Here is a 19,251-nt window from a genome sequence, read left to right as displayed (position 1 = left end):
GCGACAGCCAAGAGAGGAACCGCCATGAGTCGTGATGCCCTGCAGGAATCGCTGTCCGCAGTGATGGATAACGAAGCGGATGAACTGGAACTTCGTCGAGTGCTTAATGCATTTGATGATGCCGAAACCCGTGATACCTGGTCTCGTTACCAAGTCGCTCGGGCGGTGATGCACAAGGATCTTCTAATCCCTCGTCTGGATATTGCTGCGGCCGTTTCTGCTGCACTGGCTGATGAAGCCGTTCCGGCAAAAGCTGCTCGCGGTCCTTGGCGTAGCCTGGGCCGTCTGGCAGTCGCTGCTTCGGTGACCGTCGCTGTATTGGCAGGTGTTCGCCTGTACAACCAGGACGAAATCGCCGGTGCCGAACTGGCCCAGCAGACCCAGCAACCGGTCATGGCCGGCCCGCAGGTCAAGGGTCCAGCCGTATTGGCCGGCTACAAGGAAAGCTCCGATACCACCGGGCCTATGGCCAACGGTGTACTTCAAGGGCAATCCGGCTGGCAGGATCAGCGTCTTCCAGGCTACCTGCGCCAACACGCACAGGAATCGGCCTTGAAAGGCACTGAAAGCGCTCTGCCTTACGCCCGCGCTGCAAGCCTGGAAAACCGCTAGTCCGCCAAGGAGCTTTATGCGCGCCATACCGCTCCTTGCGCTTTTGCTCAGTGGCTGGTTTGCAGTCCCCGCCCATGCCGATGAAGCCCAAGACTGGCTGACGCGTCTTGGGCGGGCGGAGCAGCAGCAAAGCTTTCAGGGCACCTTCATCTACGAGCGTAACGGTAGTTTTTCTACCCATGACATCTGGCATCGTGTCCAGAATGGTCAGGTCCGTGAGCGGCTTTTGCAGCTCGATGGTTCTGCTCAGGAAGTCCTGCGCGTCGATGGCCGTACCCAATGCGTGAGCGGCACGCTGGTTGCTGGGCTTGGGGGTTCTCCCAATGCCACTGCGCGTACCCTTGATCCGCAAAAACTCAAAGCGTTCTACGATCTTGCCGTCATCGGCAAATCGCGCGTGGCCGGTCGGAATGCGGTGATCGTCTCCGTGACCCCCCGCGATCAATACCGTTATGGTTTTGAGCTGCATCTGGATCGTGAAACTGCGCTGCCATTGAAGTCATTGTTGCTTAACGACCAGGGCCAGTTGCTGGAGCGTTTCCAGTTCACCCAGCTCAATACATCGGTGCCTGACGATCGTGATTTGCAGCCCAGTGGCGAATGCACGCCGGTGGCGGTGACCAACGCCAAGGCCCCGGAGGTCGAGATCCCTCAGGATTGGCGCCTCGACTGGTTGCCACCAGGCTTTCAGCTGGTCAACAGCAGTGCCCATAAAGACTCCCACACCAAGGTAACCGTCAGCAGTCTGATGTATGACGATGGTCTGGCGCGTTTTTCGGTATTCCTGGAGCCGCTTAACGGTGCGACCGTAAACGAGACCCGCACCCAGTTGGGCCCGACAGTCGCCGTTTCACGGCGGTTGAATACCCTGGAAGGCGAGGTGATGGTGACCGTCGTCGGCGAGATCCCGATTGGCACCGCCGAGCGAATTGCGCTGTCACTACGCAGTGGCACCGTGCCCGCCAAGCCTTGAGTTGTTAATCCTATGTTCATCCTGATATTTCAATGTTGCGCAGGAGATAGTCGATGCCTGCCTCTGCCGAGAGCATGAAATGTCTGGATCATTTTTTTCACTTGCTAATATCCCCTATGTTTTTTATAGGTCAGGGCTTAACGGCCCTGGCCTTGTTTTGTTCGCGGAACAAAAATGTCGGTCGCAGTTTTTCGGCGTTTATTGAACCCTGTCGCTCAACCCTGCTCGTCGTAACGGGAGCTGTATGTCGATACCACGTTTGAAGTCTTACCTATCCATAGTCGCCACGGTGCTGGTGCTGGGTCAGGCCGTTACCGCGCAAGCGGCCGAGCTGCCTGACTTCACCCAACTGGTGGAGCAGGCGTCGCCTGCCGTGGTGAACATCAGTACTACGCAGAAGCTGCCGGATCGTAAGGTCTCCAACCAGCAGATGCCCGACCTGGAAGGCCTGCCGCCGATGCTGCGGGAGTTCTTCGAACGCGGCATGCCCCAGCCGCGCACGCCGCGTGGCGGTGGTGGCGGCCAGCGTGAGGCCCAGTCCCTGGGCTCGGGCTTCATCATCTCGCCTGACGGCTACATCCTCACCAACAACCACGTGATTGCCGACGCCGACGAGATCCTGGTGCGCCTGGCGGACCGCAGTGAGCTGAAAGCCAAGCTGGTGGGCACCGACCCACGTTCCGACGTGGCCCTGCTGAAAATCGAAGGCAAGGACCTGCCGGTGCTGAAACTGGGCAAATCCCAGGACCTGAAAGCCGGCCAATGGGTCGTCGCCATCGGTTCGCCGTTTGGTTTTGACCATACTGTGACCCAGGGTATCGTCAGCGCCATCGGTCGCAGCCTGCCGAACGAAAACTACGTGCCGTTCATCCAGACCGACGTGCCGATCAACCCGGGCAACTCCGGCGGTCCGTTGTTCAACCTGGCGGGTGAAGTCGTTGGCATCAACTCGCAGATCTACACCCGCTCCGGTGGTTTCATGGGCGTTTCGTTCGCGATTCCGATCGACGTGGCCATGGACGTTTCGAACCAGCTGAAAACCGGTGGCAAAGTCAGCCGCGGCTGGCTGGGCGTGGTGATCCAGGAAGTGAACAAGGATCTTGCTGAATCCTTCGGTCTCGACAAGCCGGCCGGTGCCCTGGTCGCGCAGATCCAGGACGATGGCCCTGCTGCCAAAGGTGGCCTGCAAGTCGGTGACGTGATCCTGAGCATGAACGGCCAGCCGATCGTCATGTCTGCGGACTTGCCACACCTGGTGGGCGCGCTCAAGGCCGGCAGCAAGGCCAAGCTGGAAGTGATTCGTGACGGCAAGCGCCAGAACGTCGAACTGACCGTCGGTGCGATCCCGGAAGAAGGCGCGGCGCTGGATGCGCTGGGCAACAGCAAGCCAGGTGCCGAGCGCAGCAGCAATCGCCTGGGCATTGCTGTAGTCGAGTTGACCGACGAACAGAAAAAGAGCTTCGACCTCAAGAGCGGTGTAGTGATCAAGGAAGTCCAGGACGGTCCTGCCTCCCTGATCGGCCTGCAACCAGGTGATGTCATCACCCACCTGAACAACCAGGCTATCAACTCCACCAAAGAGTTCACCGACATCGCCAAGGCGCTGCCGAAGAACCGTTCGGTGTCGATGCGCGTCCTGCGTCAGGGGCGTGCCAGCTTCATTACCTTCAAACTGGCCGAGTAATCCGCTAGTCCAATAAAAAGCCCCGCTCTCGATGTTCGAGAGCGGGGCTTTTTTGTGGCTGAAAGGTTTAGCCCATCATGTCTTTGATCATGCGTTCCTGGTCGATCAGTTCACGCTGGCGTGCGTCGATACGTGACGAAAGCGGGAAGTTGCTGCCGGCGCGACGCTTGGCGAAATCCAATTGCTGGATGGCCTGCTTGAAATCTCCCACCAGCGCGAAGTACTCGGCCCGGGCCTGATGCAGGCCGATGATATTGCCCGACAACCCACGGGTTTCCGCAACCTGGTACCAGACGTCCGGATCGTCCGGGCGAGACTTCAACAATCCTTCCAGGGCTTTTTCCGCGTCAGCGTTGCGGTTCTGCTTGAGCAGCAGATCCACACGAACCTGGTTCAGCGGATAGTTGCCTGGATATTGCGTCAACATTCGGTCCGTACGCTGCTGGGCATCCGGCAGGCGATTGTTGGTCATGTCCAGCTCGATCTGCGCCAGGTTGTAGGTGATGTCGTTGGGCGCCTTGGCCAGCAGCGGCTTGAGGTTTTCCCGGGCCAGGTTGAACTGGGCACCCTTGATCTGAGCGATGGCGAGGCCATAACGCGCGATATCGTTCTTCGGATTTTCATCCAGCTGGGCCTGGAAACGTTTGGCGGCCAGCCCCGGGGTGTCTTCGTAATACAGTTGCACCCGAGCACGGATCAGTTGATAGCGCAGGCTGTCCTCAATGCCACCCAGCTTGGCTTGCTCCGCACGGTTGCGGGTGTCGGCGATCCGCGATTCGGTTACCGGGTGAGTCAGCAGGAATTCAGGCGGCTTGGCATCGAAACGGTACTGGCGCATCAAGCGCTCGAACATGGTTGGCATGGACCGTGGGTCGTAGCCGGCTTTCTCCAGGTTGAGAATGCCGATGCGGTCAGCCTCTTGCTCGTTTTGCCGGGAAAAGCGCCGTTGCTCCTGGATCGCGGCGGCCTGGCTGCCGGCGATCGCGGCAATGCCCGCATCGCCTGCGCCAGCGGCGGCAGCGATGATGCCGCCGAGCAGCGCAGCCATCATCGGGATCTGCATGCGCTGCTGTGCTTCCACGCCTCGTGCGAAGTGACGTTGGGACAAGTGAGCCAATTCGTGGGCCAGTACCGAGGCATATTCGCCTTCGGTCTGGGCGTTGAGGAACAGGCCGCCGTTGACCCCGACGATGCCACCCGGTGCGGCAAAGGCGTTCAACTGCGGGCTGTTGATCAGAATGAATTCCAGGCGCCGGTCATTGACCTGGCTGGTTTCCACCAGCTTATAAACGCTGGATTCGACGTAATCCTTGAGCTGCGGGTCGTTGAGTTGCGAGACCTGGCCACGCAGGTAGGCCAGCCATGCCTGACCCAGATCGTATTCCTGTTTTGGCGAGACAATGGCAGAACTGGCGTCGCCAAGTGACGGCAGGTCGTCGGCGAAGCCTGGAGAGGCAAGCAGGCAAGCCAGCGTCAGCAGGGTAGGGCGCAAAAAAGTCATGCACAAAGCCTTTCGACAAAGAGCTTACTGTAGCCGGACACTGAGCTTCGGACCAGATATTCTAAGCGCCCTCGACGCCCACCCGGAGTTAGACCATGACCGACGCTGTAGCCTTCGATGCCGAACTGGATGCCAGTGGCCTTAACTGCCCGCTGCCCTTGCTCAAGGCCAAGCTGGAGCTCAATCGGCTGGCCAGCGGCGCGGTGCTCAAGGTGATCGCCACGGACGCTGGCTCCCAGCGGGACTTTCGTACGTTTGCCAAGCTGGCCGGCCACACCCTGCTGCATGAAGAAGACGAAGCGGGCGTCTATCGTTACTGGTTGCGCAAGGCCTGAATCGCTTGAATATGCTGTCCTTATCGCCTGAGGTTTATTGATGTTCAAAGTGTTACGTGACTGGATTCAGCGCTACTTCTCCGACGAAGAAGCCGTGGTGCTGGCCGTCCTGCTGTTTCTTGCCTTTACGGCCGTGCTCACTTTGGGCGGCATGCTGGCGCCGGTACTGGCGGGGATGGTGCTGGCATACCTGATGCAAGGCCTGGTCTCCATCCTGGAGCGTCTGCGCTTGCCGGGTGGGGCAGCGGTGGGTCTGGTGTTTGCCTTGTTCATGGGGCTGTTGCTGGTATTTATCGTGATCGTGGTGCCTTTGCTGTGGCACCAGTTGATCACCTTGTTCAACGAGCTACCGGGCATGCTCGCCAAGTGGCAGTCATTGCTGCTGCTGTTGCCTGAGCGCTATCCGCACCTGGTGTCGGACGAGCAGGTCCTGCAGGCCATTGAGGTGGCTCGCGGCGAAATCGGAAAGTTCGGACAGTGGGCGCTGACCTTTTCCCTTTCGAGCTTGCCGCTGCTGGTCAACATCATGATCTACCTGGTACTGGTGCCGATCCTGGTGTTTTTCTTCCTCAAGGACCGCGAGATGATCGGTCGCTGGGTGCGTGGCTATCTGCCCCGTGAGCGTGCGCTGATTACCCGGGTCGCCGAGGAAATGAACCGGCAGATTGCCAACTACATCCGCGGCAAGGTTATCGAGATTTTTATCTGCGGTGGCGTCACTTACATCGGTTTTGTCGCGCTGGGGCTTAACTACGCTGCCCTGTTGGCGCTGCTGGTGGGTGTTTCAGTGGTGGTGCCATACGTTGGCGCGGTGGTGGTGACGGTGCCGGTGATGTTGATCGCGCTGTTCCAGTGGGGCTGGAGTGATCAATTCATCTACCTGATGGCGGTGTACGGCATCATCCAGGTGCTGGACGGCAACGTGCTGGTGCCGCTGCTGTTCTCCGAGGCGGTGAACCTGCATCCGGTGGCGATCATCTGTGCGGTGCTGTTGTTTGGCGGGTTGTGGGGCTTCTGGGGGGTGTTCTTTGCGATTCCCCTGGCGACTCTGTTCAAGGCGGTGCTGGATGCCTGGCCTCGGCAGGAGCCGGTGGTGGCGCCGTTACTCTGATATTTGTGGTGCCGGTGCAGGGCCTCATCGCGGGCAAGCCCGGCTCCCACATTGACTGAGTTGTCCTGTCGAACAATGATCACAGGTGGGAGCTGGCTTGGCTGCGATAGCTATTTCAAAGCCAGCAGGTGAATCAAGCCTGGTTCAGCGCCTGTGCCGTTTCGAGCACTGCATCCACATGGCCTGGCACTTTCACACCGCGCCATTCCTGGCGCAGTACGCCATTCTTGTCGATCAGGAAGGTGCTGCGATCAACACCCAGGTATTCCTTGCCATACAGCTTCTTCAGCTTGATCACATCAAACAGCTGGCAAACCGCTTCGTCCTTGTCGCTGATCAGCTCAAAGGGGAATTCCTGCTTGGCCTTGAAGTTCTCGTGGGACTTCACGCTGTCCCGGGACACGCCAAACACCTCGGTGTTGGCCGCCTTGAACGCAGCATGCTGGTCACGGAAGCCCTGGCCTTCAGTGGTGCAGCCCGGGGTGCTGTCTTTCGGGTAGAAGTAGATCACCACTTGCTTGCCCTTGAGCCCGGCGAGGCTGAAGGTTTGCCCGCTGGTGGCCTGGGCTTCGAAGTCGGCTACCGGTTGGTCGATCACTACAGACATGAAGACTTCCTTACATAGGGTTCTGTGGGCGCCAAGGCTCGATCAGTGCGTCGAGGTTCAGGGCATCGGCGAAATCCAGGAACTGGTCGCGCAGCCAACTGATCTGCACGCCGGCCGGCAAGGTCACGGTAAAGGTGGCGTTGAGCATGGTGCCGCCGGTCTGCGGAGCCTGATAGGTGTCGCAGGTCAGGTTTTCCAGCTCGACGTTGTGGTCGATAAAGAACTGGCACAGCTCGTTGACGATGTCCGAGCGGTAGGCCGAACTGACATAGGCCACGTAGGGCAGGGCCTGTGGACGGTTCTCCAGGGCGGCGCTGCGCACCACGTTGACCGTGAAGTCATGCTTCTTCGCCAAACCCGGTAAACCGGTTTCAAGGCGGGCCAGGGCATCCCAGGTCCCGGAAATCTGCAGGACCAGCGCACTGCACTCGCCATGGCGGGTCAGGCGGGAGGTCACGACGGCGCAGCGGTTTTCATGGCTGGCGCGGCACAGGACGTTAGTCAGCTCCATGGGGTTGGCGCCAAGGGCACTGATGACAAGGAATTGTTCGCGGACTGTGGGGGTGGACATGCAGCCTTCCTAAAGCGATGAGCGGTCGATACGATGCAAGCGGTATCAATCAAAGGATGAAGGGTAGCGAAAACCATCGTCAAGGGCTAGGAGGTGGCGTTTTCATTACGTAATCAGCTTCATCAAACCCCGCTTTGGCAGAATGATGGCGCTGCCGCGAACTAAGTTGATCCAGAACGCATCCTCAGGCGGTACTTCGCTTGTACAAGCATCTTGGCGCCAGTACCATTACCGCTCTCTTTTTCCGGCAGGAGCGGTTGCATGATTGCGGGCAGTATGGTGGCACTGGTCACACCCATGGATGCACAAGGTAATCTCGACTGGGACAGCCTGGGCAAACTGGTGGACTTCCACCTGCAAGAGGGCACCAACGCCATCGTGGCGGTCGGCACCACAGGTGAATCGGCCACACTGGATGTGGAAGAACACATCGAAGTGATCGAGTTCGTGGTCAAGCGCGTTGCAGGGCGCATTGCTGTCATCGCCGGCACGGGCGCCAATTCGACCCGCGAAGCGATCGAATTGACCAGCAACGCCAAGAAAGCCGGCGCCGATGCCTGCCTGCTGGTGACGCCGTACTACAACAAGCCGACCCAGGAAGGCCTGTACCTGCACTTCCGCGCCGTTGCCGAAGCGGTCGATATCCCGCAGATCCTCTACAACGTACCCGGTCGCACCGCCTGCGACATGAAGGCCGAGACCGTGATCCGCCTTTCCACCGTACCGAACATCATCGGTATCAAGGAAGCCACCGGTGACCTGCAGCGCGCCAAGGACATCCTGGCCGGCGTCAGCAGCGACTTCCTGGTGTACTCCGGTGACGACGCCACGGCGGTCGAGCTGATCCTGCTGGGCGGCAAAGGCAACATCTCGGTGACTGCCAACGTTGCACCGCGCGCCATGAGCGAGCTGTGTGCCGCGGCCATCGCCGGTGATGCGGTCAAGGCCCGGGCGATCCACGAACAACTGGCACCGCTCAACAAAACCCTGTTTATCGAATCCAACCCTATCCCCGTGAAATGGGCGCTGCATGAGATGGGCCTGATGCCGGACGGTATCCGTCTGCCGCTCACCTGGCTCAGCGAAGCCTGTCACGAACCGCTGCGACAGGCCCTGCGCCAGTCCGGCGTCCTGGTTTAATTGAGGAAGCACTACGCATGAAGCGATTGGCCGGACTTTCCGCACTTGCCTTGATTATCTCCAGCACCAGTGGCTGCGGTTGGATCTGGGGCCCGGAAGGCTACTTCCGCGACCGCGGTAGCGATTACCTGGAAGCCCAACAAACCGCCCCGATGAAATTGCCGTCGGACGTCAATGTCGCCAAGCGCCTTGACCCGTTGCTGCCGATTCCGCGCAACGTGGCCGACGACACCTTCAAGGGTGAATACGAAGTGCCGCGTCCACAGCCGCTGTCGGCCGTGGCCGAGGCCAGCGACTACAGCCTGCAGAAGAGCGGCGACACCCGTTGGGTCATGGCCCAGCGCCCACCTGCCGAAGTCTGGCCGGTGGCCGTGCAGTTCTTCCAGGACAACGGTTTCCGCCTTGACGAACAACGCCCGCAGACCGGTGAATTCACCACCGCGTGGCAGCACACCAGCGAACTGTCGGCATCCATGGCCAAGCGCCTGCAGGCCGGTGGTGTAGCCAATGACAGCGAAGCCCGCATCCGCGTGCGTATCGAGCCAGGCGTGCAACGCAACACCAGTGAAGTCTACGTAGTCAGCGTCGAGCGTCCTGCCGGCAGCACCGCCAACGTCGACTTCACCCCGCGCTCGGTCAACACCGGCGTGGACGCTGCCCTGGTCGACGAAATGCTCGCCAGCATGAGCCGTATCTCCGAGAAGGGCGGTTCCGTCTCCCTGCTCGCCGCCGGTAGCTTTGACACACCTAGCCGCGTCAGCCTCAGCGAAGACGGCAGCGGTAACGTCGTGCTCAACCTGGGTGAAGACCTGGATCGCGCCTGGTCGAGTGTCGGCCGCGCGCTGGAGCACGGCGAATGGCGCGTTGAAGACATCAACCGCAGCCTGGGCCTGTACTACATCAACCTGGCCGAAAAAGCCGAGAAGAAAGACGACGAGCCAGGTTTCTTCAGCAAGTTGTTCGGCAGCAAGCCGACCAAGGAAGAGATCGAGACTCGCGCCGAGCGTTACCAGGTTCGTTTGAGCAAGGTAGGCGAAAGCGTGCAAGTCACCGTCGAGAAAAACATCAACACCGTGGCGCCGGCAGAAGTGGCGCGCAAAGTGTTGGGCGTGATTCAGGACAACCTGGGCTGATCCGATGCGTTTTGCCGTTCTCGGCAGCGGTAGCCAAGGGAACGGCACGCTTGTAGCCCATGACGACACGTACGTCCTGGTGGATTGTGGTTTCTCCCTGCGGGAAACCGAGCGGCGCCTGCTGCGCCTGGGGGTTCACCCCGCGCAGCTGAGCGCGATTCTGGTGACCCACGAACATGCCGACCACGTGCATGGCGTGGGTTTGCTGTCTCGGCGCTACAATCTTCCGGTGTACCTGAGTCGCGGCACCTTGCGCGGGATGCGCAAACCGATTGAGCCCGCAGGTTTGCTGGCCGGTGGCGAACAATTGCAGATCGGTGCCTTGAGCATCGATGTGATTGAAGTGGCCCACGATGCCCAGGAACCGACGCAATACGTATTCAGTGACGGTGAACGGCGTTTTGGCCTGCTGACTGACCTGGGTTCGTACTGCGCCAAGGTGCTGGACGGTTACCGGGACCTCGACGCATTGATGATCGAGTCCAACCACTGCCGTGACCTGCTTGCGCGTGGCCACTACCCGGCCTTTCTCAAGCAGCGGGTCGGCGGGCAGTTTGGACATTTGAACAACCACCAGGCGGCGTACCTGGTGTATGAGTTGGGCTGGCAAGACCTGCAACACCTGGTCCTGGCCCACCTGAGCAGCAAGAACAACCTGCCGCAGCTGGCCCGGCAATGTTTTGTCGACACCCTTGGGTGCGACCCGGACTGGCTGCAACTGGCCGATCAAGATTCAGGGCTCGACTGGCGACACATCGCCTAGCCCACCTACTTAGCAAGCGGAGCCCATCATGGAAAAACGTGAAGAACTCTACCGCGGCAAAGCCAAATCGGTTTACAAGACCGACGACGCCAACCGCTTGATCCTGCTGTTTCGTAACGACACCTCGGCGTTCGACGGCAAGCGCATCGAACAGCTCGACCGCAAAGGCATGGTGAACAACAAGTTCAACGCCTTCATCATGCAGAAACTCGAAGCGGCCGGCATTCCGACCCAATTCGACAAACTGCTGGGCGACAACGAATGCCTGGTGAAAAAACTCGACATGATCCCGGTCGAGTGCGTCGTGCGTAACTATGCGGCCGGCAGCCTGGTGAAGCGTTTGGGCGTGGAGGAGGGCCTCAAGCTCAACCCCTACACCTTCGAGCTGTTCCTGAAAGACGACGCCAAGGGTGACCCGTTCATCAACGAATCCCACGTGGTGGCATTTGGTTGGGGCACCGCTGAGCAACTGGCTCGCATGAAGGAGCTGTCGCTGAAGGTCAACGACGTCCTGAGCAAACTGTTCGACGACGCCGGCCTGCTGCTGGTGGACTTCAAACTCGAATTCGGCGTGTTCCACGACGGCTCCATCGTCCTGGGCGACGAATTCAGCCCGGACGGCTGCCGCCTGTGGGACAAAGACACTCGCAAGAAGATGGACAAAGACCGCTTCCGCCAGGGCCTCGGTGACGTTATCGAAGCCTACGAAGAAGTCGCCAACCGTCTCGGCGTACCGCTGTAATCGACGCAAGCATCTGATAGCACGGAAAAAAATCGCTTTTGCGCTTTGCTTCCAGGAAACAGGCTGTTATGATGCGCGCCGTTGGAGAGATGCCAGAGTGGCCGAATGGGACGGATTCGAAATCCGTTGTACCTTCACCGGTACCTAGGGTTCGAATCCCTATCTCTCCGCCATTATTGAAAAATGAAAAACCCCCGATAACTTCAATGTTGTCGGGGGTTTTTTGCTTTCAGTCAGAAACTGCATAATGAATTCTGCTACGGTCTTCGTTAATTGGCGCTTCGGACATCCGTCATGAATTTTAAAAAAGTACTGGCGCATTTGCAGGCTGAAGTTCCCGAGCTATTGGCTGTGTATGTGTTCGGTAGCCAAGTGACGGATGAGGCAGGTAGTGAGAGTGATCTGGATGTTGCGGTCCTTTCTGCGGGAGTGGTCGAGCCTTTATTGCTATGGCAGCTTTCTGGGGAGTTGGCCGATATCGTTGGAGTTCCCGTCGACTTGCTTGATTTGCGCGCAGCCTCAACGGTAATGCAGTACCAAGTATTGACCACTGGGCGTCGGCTCTGGTCCGGGAACGTCCAGGCGGGTCTATTCGAGAGCTACGTCCTGAGCGAAAAAACCGCGCTGGACACGGCAAGGGCTGAGTTGTTGGCGGATATCCAGAAGGAAGGGAAAGTTTATGGTCGATGATGTTCTCATCAATAAAGCAACCAGCATTGAGCGGTGCGTTGCTCGCGCCCGTCAGGAATACGATAAAGATCCCACCAGCTTCGCCACAGATTTCACGCGCCAGGATGCGGCGATTTTTAATATTCAGCGTGCCTGTGAGGCAGCGCTGGACATGGGCCAACACTTGATTCGTCGTGAGCGCCTGGGTGTTCCACAAGGAGCTCGTGACGTGTTTGAGTTGTTATGTCAGGGCGGTTGGGTCAATCCTGCGTTGCTGACCAACCTGAAGAACATGGTCGGGTTCCGTAACATTGCTGTTCACGAGTACCAGACGCTTCAATTGCCGATTACTGTAGCGATCATTACAAAACACCTGGATGAGTTTCTAGCATTTAGTTCGCATATTTTGACCAAGGATGCGGGGTTGGAAAATAAACAAGTCTAATCTGTAAATTTTCCATCCCTCTGAATAAGTTTTCCTGCTGCGGTGTTCACCACACAGACCACTCAGGAAACGCCCATGAACAATCCCGCCGACCGCTACGACCGCCTGACCCGCACCTTCCACTGGCTGACCGCCGCGTTGGTGATCTTCATGTTCGCCAGCGCCCATATCTGGGAAAACCTGGAAAAAGGCACGCCGCTGCGCAAGGGCCTGCAATCGGTCCATATCTCCCTGGGCATCGCCATGGCGGTGCTGATCGCTGCACGTATCCTCTGGCGTGTGTTCGGCGGCAATCACCCAAAGGCCGACAATCACCCTGCGCTTAACGTGGCCGCCAAAATCGCCCACGGCTGTCTATACCTGTTGTTACTGACGCAGGTGACCCTGGGCTTCCTGTTCCGCTGGGCCCAGGGCGAGCCCTTCAACTTTTTCGGACTGTTCCCGGTGCCAGCGCCTTTTGTGATCGATCACGAATTGCGTGGCACCCTGGGTGGCCTGCACAACAATGTCGCCTGGGCGATCATCGTACTCGCCGGGCTGCATGCCTGCGCCGCGCTGTGGCATCACTACATCCAGCGCGACAGCACGTTGCGCCGCATGCTGCCGGCCCCTCGTGGCGATCTTCCCTACTGAGTTTGCTGCTGTACTTTCCCTATCGTTACGGAGCATGAATGCCATGAAGAATCGTTCCGAGCACGCCGTTGGTTACCGCACCGCTTTGTTCTTCGGCGCCTGTATGGCCGCCGCGTTATTGGCCGGCCAGGCCCATGCCTCCGGTGACGAATCGGCGCCGCCCAAGCCCAACTGCCCCAAAGGCCAGGTCTGGGATACCAAGACTGGCAAGTGCGTGCTGCAAACCAGCAAGGCCACGTCGGACGCCGACCGCACCGACTACGCCTACCGCCTGGCCAAGGACGGGCGTTACGAAGAAGCCCTGTCACTGCTCGACACCCTGCAAAACCCGAACACCGCCAAGGCCCTGAACTACCGCGGCTACGCCACCCGCAAACTGGGGCGCACCGATGAAGGCATCAGCTACTACCTGAAGTCCGTGGCACTGGACCCCAACTACGCACAAGTCCGTGAGTACCTGGGGGAGGCCTACGTCATCAAGGGCCGTGTGGACCTGGCCCAGGAGCAACTGGTGAAGATCAAGGCGTTGTGCAGCACCACCTGCGAAGAGTACGAAGACCTGGCTGAAGCCATCGCCGCCGCGCCTCAGGCTTGAACCTGTGAGCGAACAGTCGGGAGATTGCCATCACCACAGACGCTGAGTTGCGCCGAGAGTTGAGCCAGCTGTTGCCACGTTTATGGCGATACGGGCTGGTGCTGTCGCGACAAAAGCATGTGGCTGATGACCTGGTGCAAGCCACCTGCGTGCGGGCGTTGGAGCGTGCAGGCCAGTTCGTGGCTGGCACGCGGCTGGACCGCTGGTTGCTGACGATCATGCATTCGATCTGGCTTAACGAATTGCGCGCCCAGCGAGTACGGCAAGGGCAGGGGTTTGTCGACGCCGAGCAGGCGTTGTCGTTCGACGGTGAAGCCCTGGCTCAGGACCAGGTCCTGGCCGCGCAGGTGATCAAGCGCGTCAATGCATTACCCGAAGCGCAGCGGGAGACTGTTTTTCTGGCCTACGTCGAAGGCCTCTCATACAAGGAAATTGCCGAAGTCCTGCATATTCCCGTAGGAACGGTGATGAGCCGGTTGGCCGCTGCACGCATGAAGCTGGCTGAAACTGCGCACTCAAGCGGCTTGTTGGATAAATCGAGCGGAGAACGACGATGACTCAAAATACACCACCGTCGGATGAACTGCTGGTGGCTTACCTGGACGGTGAGTTAGACCCTCAGCAGCGCCAGCTTATCGATAACCTGCTGGGGATCGATCCTGCCGTGACAGCCCGCTTGGAGCTGCTCAAGCGCGGCCACTTGCCGTTCAAATCAGCCTTCGATTCGGTTCTCGATCAAGCCCCTACAGAGCGTTTGCAGGTGATGCTCGATGCGTTGCCGCCGGCACAAACACCGACCCTGAGTCGACGCAAATTTCTCGCGGTAGCAGCAAGCTTTGCGGTGGCAGGTGTGGTCGCTGATCGATTGTTCATGACCTGGCCCCGGCCTGAGCCCGGTTCGGGCTGGCGTGCCTCGGTGGCCGAATACATGGCGCTGTATACGCCCCAGACCCTGGAAAACCTCAGCGCCGATCCCGACTCCCATATCGCCCAGCTGAGTTCGGTCGGGACCCGGCTCGGCCTGCCGTTGAACCCGGATGCAGTACACCTGCCTGGCGCCGAATTTCGCCGCGCACAAATCCTCGATTATGACGGCGTAATGATCGGCCAACTGACCTACCTCGACGCGCGCCACGGCCCGCTGGCGCTGTGCATTACGGCGGCGAAAAAAGGTGCGGTGGCCATGGCCACCGAACAGCGCCGGGGCATGAACGTGGTGTTTTGGTCCAGCCCGTCCCATGCGTTCATGTTGATTGGCAGAAACCCGTTCGAGGATTTGCAGATCATGGCGCGCAGTGCCGAGAAGGCTTTGTCGGCATAGCGTCAATGAGACGATGAGGGCGTCTGCAACGCCCGCCACCGAGCCGGCGTCGTCCCCTCCCAGGAACGAAACGCACGATAAAACGAGTTGGTATCTTCATAGCCCACCAGGCACGCGATCTCGTCTATCTCAATCGACGGCTCGGTGAGCAGATGCCGCACCACTTCCTGGCGGGTTTCCAGCATCAGTTGCCTGAAACTGGTGCCTGCCTCGGTAATGCGCCGTTGCAACGTGCGTTCGCTCATGCCCAGCTCCCGCGCTACCTCGACCATCTCGGGGCGGCCACTGGCCAGGAAGCGCTTGAGGGTGATCTTGACCTGATGGCTGATGCTGGCCGGTGTCGAGGCCTCCGCAAGCGCTGCCACCAGGCCCGGGTTCAGCATTTCGAGCATTTGCGGGTTGTACCCCGGAAAAGGTCGGTCCAGATCGGCGGCGTCCAGTATCAGCGCGTTGCGCCCGGCACCAAAACGCACGGAGCAACCGAAAAACTCGGCCAGTGCACGGCTGCCATCGTCCGGGCGAACCAGTTCGACCTGCAGGGGAGTGATCTGCGTCCGTGCTCCCCGTCGCCCCAATTCAACAAACGTCGCAAACGCCGCATCCACCAGCAGCGCAGGCGGTAATTCTGGCGTGTGCAACCAGTCGATGGTCACCGTACAGGTACGGCCATCCTCGCAAACCTGCAGGCGCTCGGGTGTGCACAATTGCTTGAAGCGGGCGAGGCGGTGCAGGCCATCGCGATAATCCCGGGCGATAAAAGCGGCAAAGCTGGAGGGTGGAAGCGCGGTGATATCCAGCCGCGTCACCAGTAATATCCCGACAGCCGGATCAGGATTAAGTATGCGCACCGCCTCCCACAAGCGAAAGAACTCCAGCGTCGTCACCTGCCGCCGGTCTCGCCGCTCGCGGATATGCAGGGTCATGGGCAAGCGTGCCTGACGCAACACCACCGACGGCTCCAGCCCGACGCTCTGCAGCGCCAGCCAGAACACATCCGGTATGTTGAAACGGGGTTGGGTCACGTCAGGCATGCGGCACCTTTTTCAAAAGCGTGAGATTAATCCGAGGCTGACACGCTGAGGTCATGCCACTTCTTATCCGACTCGGCCAAGTCTGCCGCTGCCCGGGCGGCGTATTGCACGGCATCGCTGCCGATCAGCAAGCGTAGCGGGGCGTCTTTGTTCAGTGCCAGCTCCATCACGATTTCGGCAACCCGGTCCGGACCCGTCGGCAGGATGCCGGGGGAGTTGAGCAATTCAACCAGGGCGCCGACCGTTTGTTGGTAGGGCTCACTGATGGCCGGAATCGTCATGGAACTGCCCGACCAGTCCGTGCGCATGCCGCCCGGCTCCAGCACGGTCACCTGGATGCCCAGTGGCGTGACTTCCTGTGCCAGTACTGTGGAAAATCCACCGACTGCCCATTTCGCACTCTGATAAGCGGCCAGGCCGGCCATGCCGATGCGGCCACCCAACGACGATACCTGGAAGATATGCCCACGGCCCTGGGCGCGCAGCACCGGCACCACCGCCTTGCTCACGTGCACCACACCATAGAAGTTGGTGCTGATCTGCGCGGAAAAATCCTCCAGCGTCACATCTTCCACCGACGCCAGGTCACCGTAGCCGGCGTTATTGACCACCACATCCAGGCGACCAAAATGTTTCACCGCGGCATCCACCGCTTCCAGCACCTGCTGGTTATTGGTCACGTCCAGCGTGACCGGATAAATCGCCTCGCCGTATTCGGCCACCAAGTCATCCAACTGCTTGGGATTGCGCGCGGTGGCAACCACACGATCACCGGCGCGCAGGGCGGCTACGGTAATCGAGCGGCCGAGGCCGCGGGAACTGCCGGTGATAAACCATATCCTGGACATTCGAACACCTCTTCGTTTGAGACTGCGGGAGTAACCTGTGAACGAATGATGGTCGACCGGCTTCTCTCATACACTAGCAAGAGGCCGCCAAGTGACTTGCATATCACGCCATTTATTCTGCGGCCAACCGTGCCGACAGGCTTTCGATAAACACCGTCTCCGCCCGGCTCATCTTCTGCTCACGGTTCCACAGCAGGTGGATATCCACGTCGGTAATCCCTTCGTCTGGCGGCAAGCGCCAGAGCAACCCATGCTTCACATCCTCGGCCACCACATGAATCGGCAGGCAGCCCAGGCCAAACCCGGCAATCACCAACCGCCGCACTTCCTCCAGGCTGGAGGACGACGCCACGATGCGCCCGCTGAAGCCCTGCTGGTCGCGAAAGATCGTCAACGGCGAGAGCATCCCGCCGATCTGGTCGCTGGTAAAACTCACGAAGTTCTCCGACTGCAAATCTCCCTCCGCCAGCCCGGTGCGTCCGAACAACGGGTGATGCCGCCCGCAAAAAAATGCATAACGCTGACGTAGGAACAGGTGCTGCTCCAGCCGTGGTTGCGGCCGGCGATTGAGGCTCAGGCCCAGCGTCGCGGTTTTCTCCAGCAGGGCGGCGACGATGTCAGAGCTGCGCATCACCTCAACGTCCAGGTCGACCCGGGGATGCTGGCGATGGAAGTCCGCCAGGAAGTCATCAAAGGTGTCCGAACTGATCCGGCTGATCATCAGCAACCGCACTTTGCCAAGCACCTCGTCGCCAGGCTTTTGCAGGGCGTTGCTCATCTGCGAGACCTGGCCATACATCTCGCCGGCGATCGCGAAAATCTGCTCGCCGGCTTCGGTCAGCACGAAGCGCGGGCCGCGCCGGGCGATCAACTGGCAGTCGAGCTGTTCTTCCAGGCGCTTGAGCGCCTGGCTGATGGCCGGCTGGGTGAGGTGCAGGCGGGCGGCGGCGCGACTGATGCTCAACTCCTGGCCGATCACCCGGAAGGTGCGCAACAGGTTCCAGTCCAGGCGGTCATTGAGCAGCGGATGAACATCGCGGCGATTTTCAGGCATGTCGACAGCTCGATAATAAGCAGGATTTATAATCGGAATAATAAATAGAAAATTGACTAATCATAGGTCCGAGACGAAAAATCACCCTCAACCAGCGCCATCAGAGCGCGTGCGCCAGACCTTTCTCCTGCCAAAAAAATAACCAAAGGAGCCAGCCCCATGAAGCCTTCCGTTTCGCCGCAGCCGCGCCGTGCCGCGGCCGCTGCTTTCATCGGCACCATGATCGAGTGGTACGACTTTTACATCTACGCCACCGCCGCCGCGCTGGTGTTCGGTCAATTGTTCTTCCCTTCCGACGACAAACTGTTCAGCACCATGGCCGCGTTCGGCACCTTTGCCGTGGGCTTTTTCGCCCGGCCATTGGGCGGCATTGTGTTTGGGCATATCGGTGACCGTATCGGTCGCAAGAAATCCCTGGTGATCACCTTGGTGATGATGGGCGTGGTCACCGTATGTATCGGCCTGTTGCCGACCTATGCGCAGATCGGCGTCGCGGCGCCGGTGTTGCTGGTGCTGCTGCGCATCGTGCAGGGCATCGCCGTTGGCGGCGAGTGGGGCGGGGCGGTGCTGATGGCCGGCGAACATGCACCCAAAGGCCGTCGCAATTTCTTTGCCTCCTTTGCACAGTTGGGCAGCCCGGCGGGTTTGATCCTGTCGTTGCTGGCCTTCAGTGCGGTAACCCGTTTGCCGGAGGCCGACCTGCTCAGTTGGGGCTGGCGCGTGCCGTTCCTGGCCAGTGCCTTGTTGTTGATCGTCGGTCTGGCAATCCGCCTGGGCGTCAACGAATCGCCTGAGTTCCTGGAAGACAAAGCCAAGGCAGAAAAGGCCCGGGCCATCACCCAGGATCAGGCCCCGGTGATCGAAGTGCTGAAAACGGCCTGGCGCCCGCTGCTGCTGTGCATCGGCGCCAACACCCTGGGGATTGCCGGGGTGTATTTCACCAATACCTTCATGATTGCCTACACCACCCAGCAACTTAACCTGCCGCGCTCGTTGATTCTGGAATGCCTGTTTGTCGTGGCCATCATCCAGTTCTGTGTCCAGCCGCTGGCGGCCTGGGTGGCGGAGAAGGTCGGTGCCACACGCTTTCTGTGTGCGATGAGCGTGCTTGCGATGGCCTCGCCTTATCCGATGTTCGTGCTTGTCAGCAGCGGCCAGGCGCCATTGATCATCCTCGGCATCGCCCTGGCCGTGGTGTGCATGGCCTCGTTTTATGCGGTGATTGCAGGCTTCGTCAGCGGCTTGTTCGAAACCCGCGTGCGCTACACCGCCATCTCCCTGGCCTACCAAGTGTGCGGCGCACTGGCCGGTGGCCTCACGCCGTTGATCGGCACCTGGCTGGCCCATGAATACCAGGGCCAGTGGTGGCCGATGGCTGTGTTCTACAGCGCGATCGCGGCGGTTTCGCTGCTGTGCGTACTTGCGTTGTCCCGGCGTCACGCCACCGCCCACCGTCTTGAAATGGCTTGAAGCGTTTGATTGG

The 19,251-nt window shown here is 59.7% G+C and carries 22 protein-coding genes and 1 tRNA gene; 17 read left to right on the top strand and 6 right to left on the bottom strand.

The genetic code is table 11. The features are described 5' to 3' along the window. The first annotated feature begins 24 nt into the window (after positions 1 to 24). The 3 genes from HX807_RS15815 (at position 25) to HX807_RS15805 (ending at position 3,269) form a co-directional block, all read left to right on the top strand. Positions 25 to 612: a sigma-E factor negative regulatory protein gene (locus HX807_RS15815; protein ID WP_003172479.1), complete on the top strand. Its 588-nt coding sequence runs from the start codon at positions 25 to 27 to the stop codon at positions 610 to 612. A 16-nt stretch (positions 613 to 628) separates the two neighbouring features. Continuing rightward, on the top strand, positions 629 to 1,585 hold the full coding sequence (locus HX807_RS15810; RefSeq protein WP_087692606.1) for a MucB/RseB C-terminal domain-containing protein: 957 nt from the start codon (positions 629 to 631) through the stop codon (positions 1,583 to 1,585). 244 nt (positions 1,586 to 1,829) lie between these two features. Continuing rightward, positions 1,830 to 3,269, top strand: coding sequence for a DegQ family serine endoprotease (locus HX807_RS15805; RefSeq protein WP_003211993.1), 1,440 nt, complete (start codon positions 1,830 to 1,832; stop codon positions 3,267 to 3,269). Positions 3,270 to 3,336: 67 nt separating this feature from the next. On the opposite strand, the gene HX807_RS15800 is transcribed toward HX807_RS15805, so the two are convergent. Continuing rightward, the gene (locus HX807_RS15800; protein WP_177050433.1) at positions 3,337 to 4,770 is read right to left on the bottom strand and encodes a M48 family metalloprotease; all 1,434 of its coding nucleotides are present in this window, start codon (positions 4,768 to 4,770) and stop codon (positions 3,337 to 3,339) included. 95 nt (positions 4,771 to 4,865) lie between these two features. Between HX807_RS15800 and HX807_RS15795 the strand changes: the two genes are divergently transcribed. Beyond that, on the top strand, positions 4,866 to 5,105 hold the full coding sequence (locus HX807_RS15795; protein WP_003211989.1) for a sulfurtransferase TusA family protein: 240 nt from the start codon (positions 4,866 to 4,868) through the stop codon (positions 5,103 to 5,105). Positions 5,106 to 5,145: 40 nt separating this feature from the next. Further along, positions 5,146 to 6,216 (top strand): AI-2E family transporter, encoded by a 1,071-nt coding sequence (locus HX807_RS15790; RefSeq protein ID WP_003211986.1) that lies wholly within the window; start codon positions 5,146 to 5,148, stop codon positions 6,214 to 6,216. A gap of 133 nt (positions 6,217 to 6,349) precedes the next feature. On the opposite strand, the gene HX807_RS15785 is transcribed toward HX807_RS15790, so the two are convergent. Beyond that, positions 6,350 to 6,823 carry a peroxiredoxin gene (locus HX807_RS15785; RefSeq protein WP_177050431.1) on the bottom strand — a complete coding sequence of 158 codons (474 nt, stop codon included), beginning with the start codon at positions 6,821 to 6,823 and terminating at the stop codon, positions 6,350 to 6,352. Positions 6,824 to 6,833: 10 nt separating this feature from the next. Next, a complete protein-coding gene (locus tag HX807_RS15780; RefSeq protein WP_003172487.1) occupies positions 6,834 to 7,394 on the bottom strand; it encodes a glycine cleavage system protein R in 561 nt (186 codons plus the stop codon). A gap of 261 nt (positions 7,395 to 7,655) precedes the next feature. Between HX807_RS15780 and dapA the strand changes: the two genes are divergently transcribed. The 11 genes from dapA (at position 7,656) to HX807_RS15725 (ending at position 14,835) form a co-directional block, all read left to right on the top strand. Continuing rightward, the gene (gene dapA, locus HX807_RS15775; protein WP_003211981.1) at positions 7,656 to 8,534 is read left to right on the top strand and encodes a 4-hydroxy-tetrahydrodipicolinate synthase; all 879 of its coding nucleotides are present in this window, start codon (positions 7,656 to 7,658) and stop codon (positions 8,532 to 8,534) included. A gap of 17 nt (positions 8,535 to 8,551) precedes the next feature. Further along, a complete protein-coding gene (gene bamC, locus HX807_RS15770; RefSeq protein WP_177050429.1) occupies positions 8,552 to 9,667 on the top strand; it encodes an outer membrane protein assembly factor BamC in 1,116 nt (371 codons plus the stop codon). Positions 9,668 to 9,671: 4 nt separating this feature from the next. Continuing rightward, entirely contained in the window at positions 9,672 to 10,430 is a 759-nt protein-coding gene (locus HX807_RS15765) for an MBL fold metallo-hydrolase (protein WP_003211977.1), read from the top strand. Positions 10,431 to 10,458: 28 nt separating this feature from the next. Beyond that, positions 10,459 to 11,172, top strand: coding sequence for a phosphoribosylaminoimidazolesuccinocarboxamide synthase (gene purC / locus HX807_RS15760; protein ID WP_003211975.1), 714 nt, complete (start codon positions 10,459 to 10,461; stop codon positions 11,170 to 11,172). An 83-nt stretch (positions 11,173 to 11,255) separates the two neighbouring features. Continuing rightward, positions 11,256 to 11,345 (top strand) — tRNA-Ser (locus HX807_RS15755). A 121-nt stretch (positions 11,346 to 11,466) separates the two neighbouring features. Next, positions 11,467 to 11,862: a nucleotidyltransferase domain-containing protein gene (locus HX807_RS15750; protein WP_008437856.1), complete on the top strand. Its 396-nt coding sequence runs from the start codon at positions 11,467 to 11,469 to the stop codon at positions 11,860 to 11,862. Next, positions 11,852 to 12,286 (top strand): DUF86 domain-containing protein, encoded by a 435-nt coding sequence (locus tag HX807_RS15745; RefSeq protein WP_177050427.1) that lies wholly within the window; start codon positions 11,852 to 11,854, stop codon positions 12,284 to 12,286. Before HX807_RS15750 ends, HX807_RS15745 begins: the two co-directional genes overlap by 11 nt. Before the next feature lie 75 nt (positions 12,287 to 12,361). After that, positions 12,362 to 12,919 carry a cytochrome b gene (locus HX807_RS15740; protein ID WP_177050425.1) on the top strand — a complete coding sequence of 186 codons (558 nt, stop codon included), beginning with the start codon at positions 12,362 to 12,364 and terminating at the stop codon, positions 12,917 to 12,919. Positions 12,920 to 12,962: 43 nt separating this feature from the next. Beyond that, a complete protein-coding gene (locus tag HX807_RS15735; protein ID WP_256349489.1) occupies positions 12,963 to 13,514 on the top strand; it encodes a tetratricopeptide repeat protein in 552 nt (183 codons plus the stop codon). Between the two features lie 59 nt (positions 13,515 to 13,573). Continuing rightward, positions 13,574 to 14,071: an RNA polymerase sigma factor gene (locus tag HX807_RS15730; protein WP_003211943.1), complete on the top strand. Its 498-nt coding sequence runs from the start codon at positions 13,574 to 13,576 to the stop codon at positions 14,069 to 14,071. Next, the gene (locus HX807_RS15725) at positions 14,068 to 14,835 is read left to right on the top strand and encodes an anti-sigma factor (protein WP_177050423.1); all 768 of its coding nucleotides are present in this window, start codon (positions 14,068 to 14,070) and stop codon (positions 14,833 to 14,835) included. The genes HX807_RS15730 and HX807_RS15725 overlap by 4 nt, the downstream gene beginning before the upstream one ends. A gap of 2 nt (positions 14,836 to 14,837) precedes the next feature. Here HX807_RS15725 and HX807_RS15720 read toward each other — a convergent pair whose 3' ends face one another. From HX807_RS15720 to HX807_RS15710, 3 genes are all read right to left on the bottom strand, one after another. Further along, a complete protein-coding gene (locus tag HX807_RS15720) occupies positions 14,838 to 15,866 on the bottom strand; it encodes an AraC family transcriptional regulator (protein ID WP_177035878.1) in 1,029 nt (342 codons plus the stop codon). A gap of 26 nt (positions 15,867 to 15,892) precedes the next feature. After that, positions 15,893 to 16,714 carry an SDR family NAD(P)-dependent oxidoreductase gene (locus HX807_RS15715; protein ID WP_177050421.1) on the bottom strand — a complete coding sequence of 274 codons (822 nt, stop codon included), beginning with the start codon at positions 16,712 to 16,714 and terminating at the stop codon, positions 15,893 to 15,895. 112 nt (positions 16,715 to 16,826) lie between these two features. Then, positions 16,827 to 17,768 (bottom strand): LysR family transcriptional regulator, encoded by a 942-nt coding sequence (locus tag HX807_RS15710; RefSeq protein WP_003211934.1) that lies wholly within the window; start codon positions 17,766 to 17,768, stop codon positions 16,827 to 16,829. A 159-nt stretch (positions 17,769 to 17,927) separates the two neighbouring features. Here HX807_RS15710 and HX807_RS15705 point away from each other — a divergent pair, with 159 nt between their 5' ends. After that, positions 17,928 to 19,238 carry an MFS transporter gene (locus HX807_RS15705; protein WP_177050419.1) on the top strand — a complete coding sequence of 437 codons (1,311 nt, stop codon included), beginning with the start codon at positions 17,928 to 17,930 and terminating at the stop codon, positions 19,236 to 19,238. Positions 19,239 to 19,251: the final 13 nt, after the last annotated feature.

The sequence above is a fragment of the Pseudomonas sp. D8002 genome (genome assembly GCF_013385695.1).
Classification (GTDB): Bacteria; Pseudomonadota; Gammaproteobacteria; order Pseudomonadales; family Pseudomonadaceae; genus Aquipseudomonas.
This window is presented reverse-complemented; position numbering and strand designations above follow the sequence as displayed.

Excerpts from the sequence above, each read along its gene's own strand:
- HX807_RS15815 (WP_003172479.1), top strand. The coding sequence starts at position 25 with ATGAGTCGTGATGCCCTGCAGGAATCGCTGTCCGCAGTGATGGATAAC.
- HX807_RS15810 (WP_087692606.1), top strand. The coding sequence starts at position 629 with ATGCGCGCCATACCGCTCCTTGCGCTTTTGCTCAGTGGCTGGTTTGCA.
- HX807_RS15805 (WP_003211993.1), top strand. The coding sequence starts at position 1,830 with ATGTCGATACCACGTTTGAAGTCTTACCTATCCATAGTCGCCACGGTG.
- HX807_RS15800 (WP_177050433.1), bottom strand. The coding sequence starts at position 4,770 with ATGACTTTTTTGCGCCCTACCCTGCTGACGCTGGCTTGCCTGCTTGCC.
- HX807_RS15795 (WP_003211989.1), top strand. The coding sequence starts at position 4,866 with ATGACCGACGCTGTAGCCTTCGATGCCGAACTGGATGCCAGTGGCCTT.
- HX807_RS15790 (WP_003211986.1), top strand. The coding sequence starts at position 5,146 with ATGTTCAAAGTGTTACGTGACTGGATTCAGCGCTACTTCTCCGACGAA.
- HX807_RS15785 (WP_177050431.1), bottom strand. The coding sequence starts at position 6,823 with ATGTCTGTAGTGATCGACCAACCGGTAGCCGACTTCGAAGCCCAGGCC.
- HX807_RS15780 (WP_003172487.1), bottom strand. The coding sequence starts at position 7,394 with ATGTCCACCCCCACAGTCCGCGAACAATTCCTTGTCATCAGTGCCCTT.
- dapA (WP_003211981.1), top strand. The coding sequence starts at position 7,656 with ATGATTGCGGGCAGTATGGTGGCACTGGTCACACCCATGGATGCACAA.
- bamC (WP_177050429.1), top strand. The coding sequence starts at position 8,552 with ATGAAGCGATTGGCCGGACTTTCCGCACTTGCCTTGATTATCTCCAGC.
- HX807_RS15765 (WP_003211977.1), top strand. The coding sequence starts at position 9,672 with ATGCGTTTTGCCGTTCTCGGCAGCGGTAGCCAAGGGAACGGCACGCTT.
- purC (WP_003211975.1), top strand. The coding sequence starts at position 10,459 with ATGGAAAAACGTGAAGAACTCTACCGCGGCAAAGCCAAATCGGTTTAC.
- HX807_RS15750 (WP_008437856.1), top strand. The coding sequence starts at position 11,467 with ATGAATTTTAAAAAAGTACTGGCGCATTTGCAGGCTGAAGTTCCCGAG.
- HX807_RS15745 (WP_177050427.1), top strand. The coding sequence starts at position 11,852 with ATGGTCGATGATGTTCTCATCAATAAAGCAACCAGCATTGAGCGGTGC.
- HX807_RS15740 (WP_177050425.1), top strand. The coding sequence starts at position 12,362 with ATGAACAATCCCGCCGACCGCTACGACCGCCTGACCCGCACCTTCCAC.
- HX807_RS15735 (WP_256349489.1), top strand. The coding sequence starts at position 12,963 with ATGAAGAATCGTTCCGAGCACGCCGTTGGTTACCGCACCGCTTTGTTC.
- HX807_RS15725 (WP_177050423.1), top strand. The coding sequence starts at position 14,068 with ATGACTCAAAATACACCACCGTCGGATGAACTGCTGGTGGCTTACCTG.
- HX807_RS15720 (WP_177035878.1), bottom strand. The coding sequence starts at position 15,866 with ATGCCTGACGTGACCCAACCCCGTTTCAACATACCGGATGTGTTCTGG.
- HX807_RS15715 (WP_177050421.1), bottom strand. The coding sequence starts at position 16,714 with ATGTCCAGGATATGGTTTATCACCGGCAGTTCCCGCGGCCTCGGCCGC.
- HX807_RS15710 (WP_003211934.1), bottom strand. The coding sequence starts at position 17,768 with ATGCCTGAAAATCGCCGCGATGTTCATCCGCTGCTCAATGACCGCCTG.
- HX807_RS15705 (WP_177050419.1), top strand. The coding sequence starts at position 17,928 with ATGAAGCCTTCCGTTTCGCCGCAGCCGCGCCGTGCCGCGGCCGCTGCT.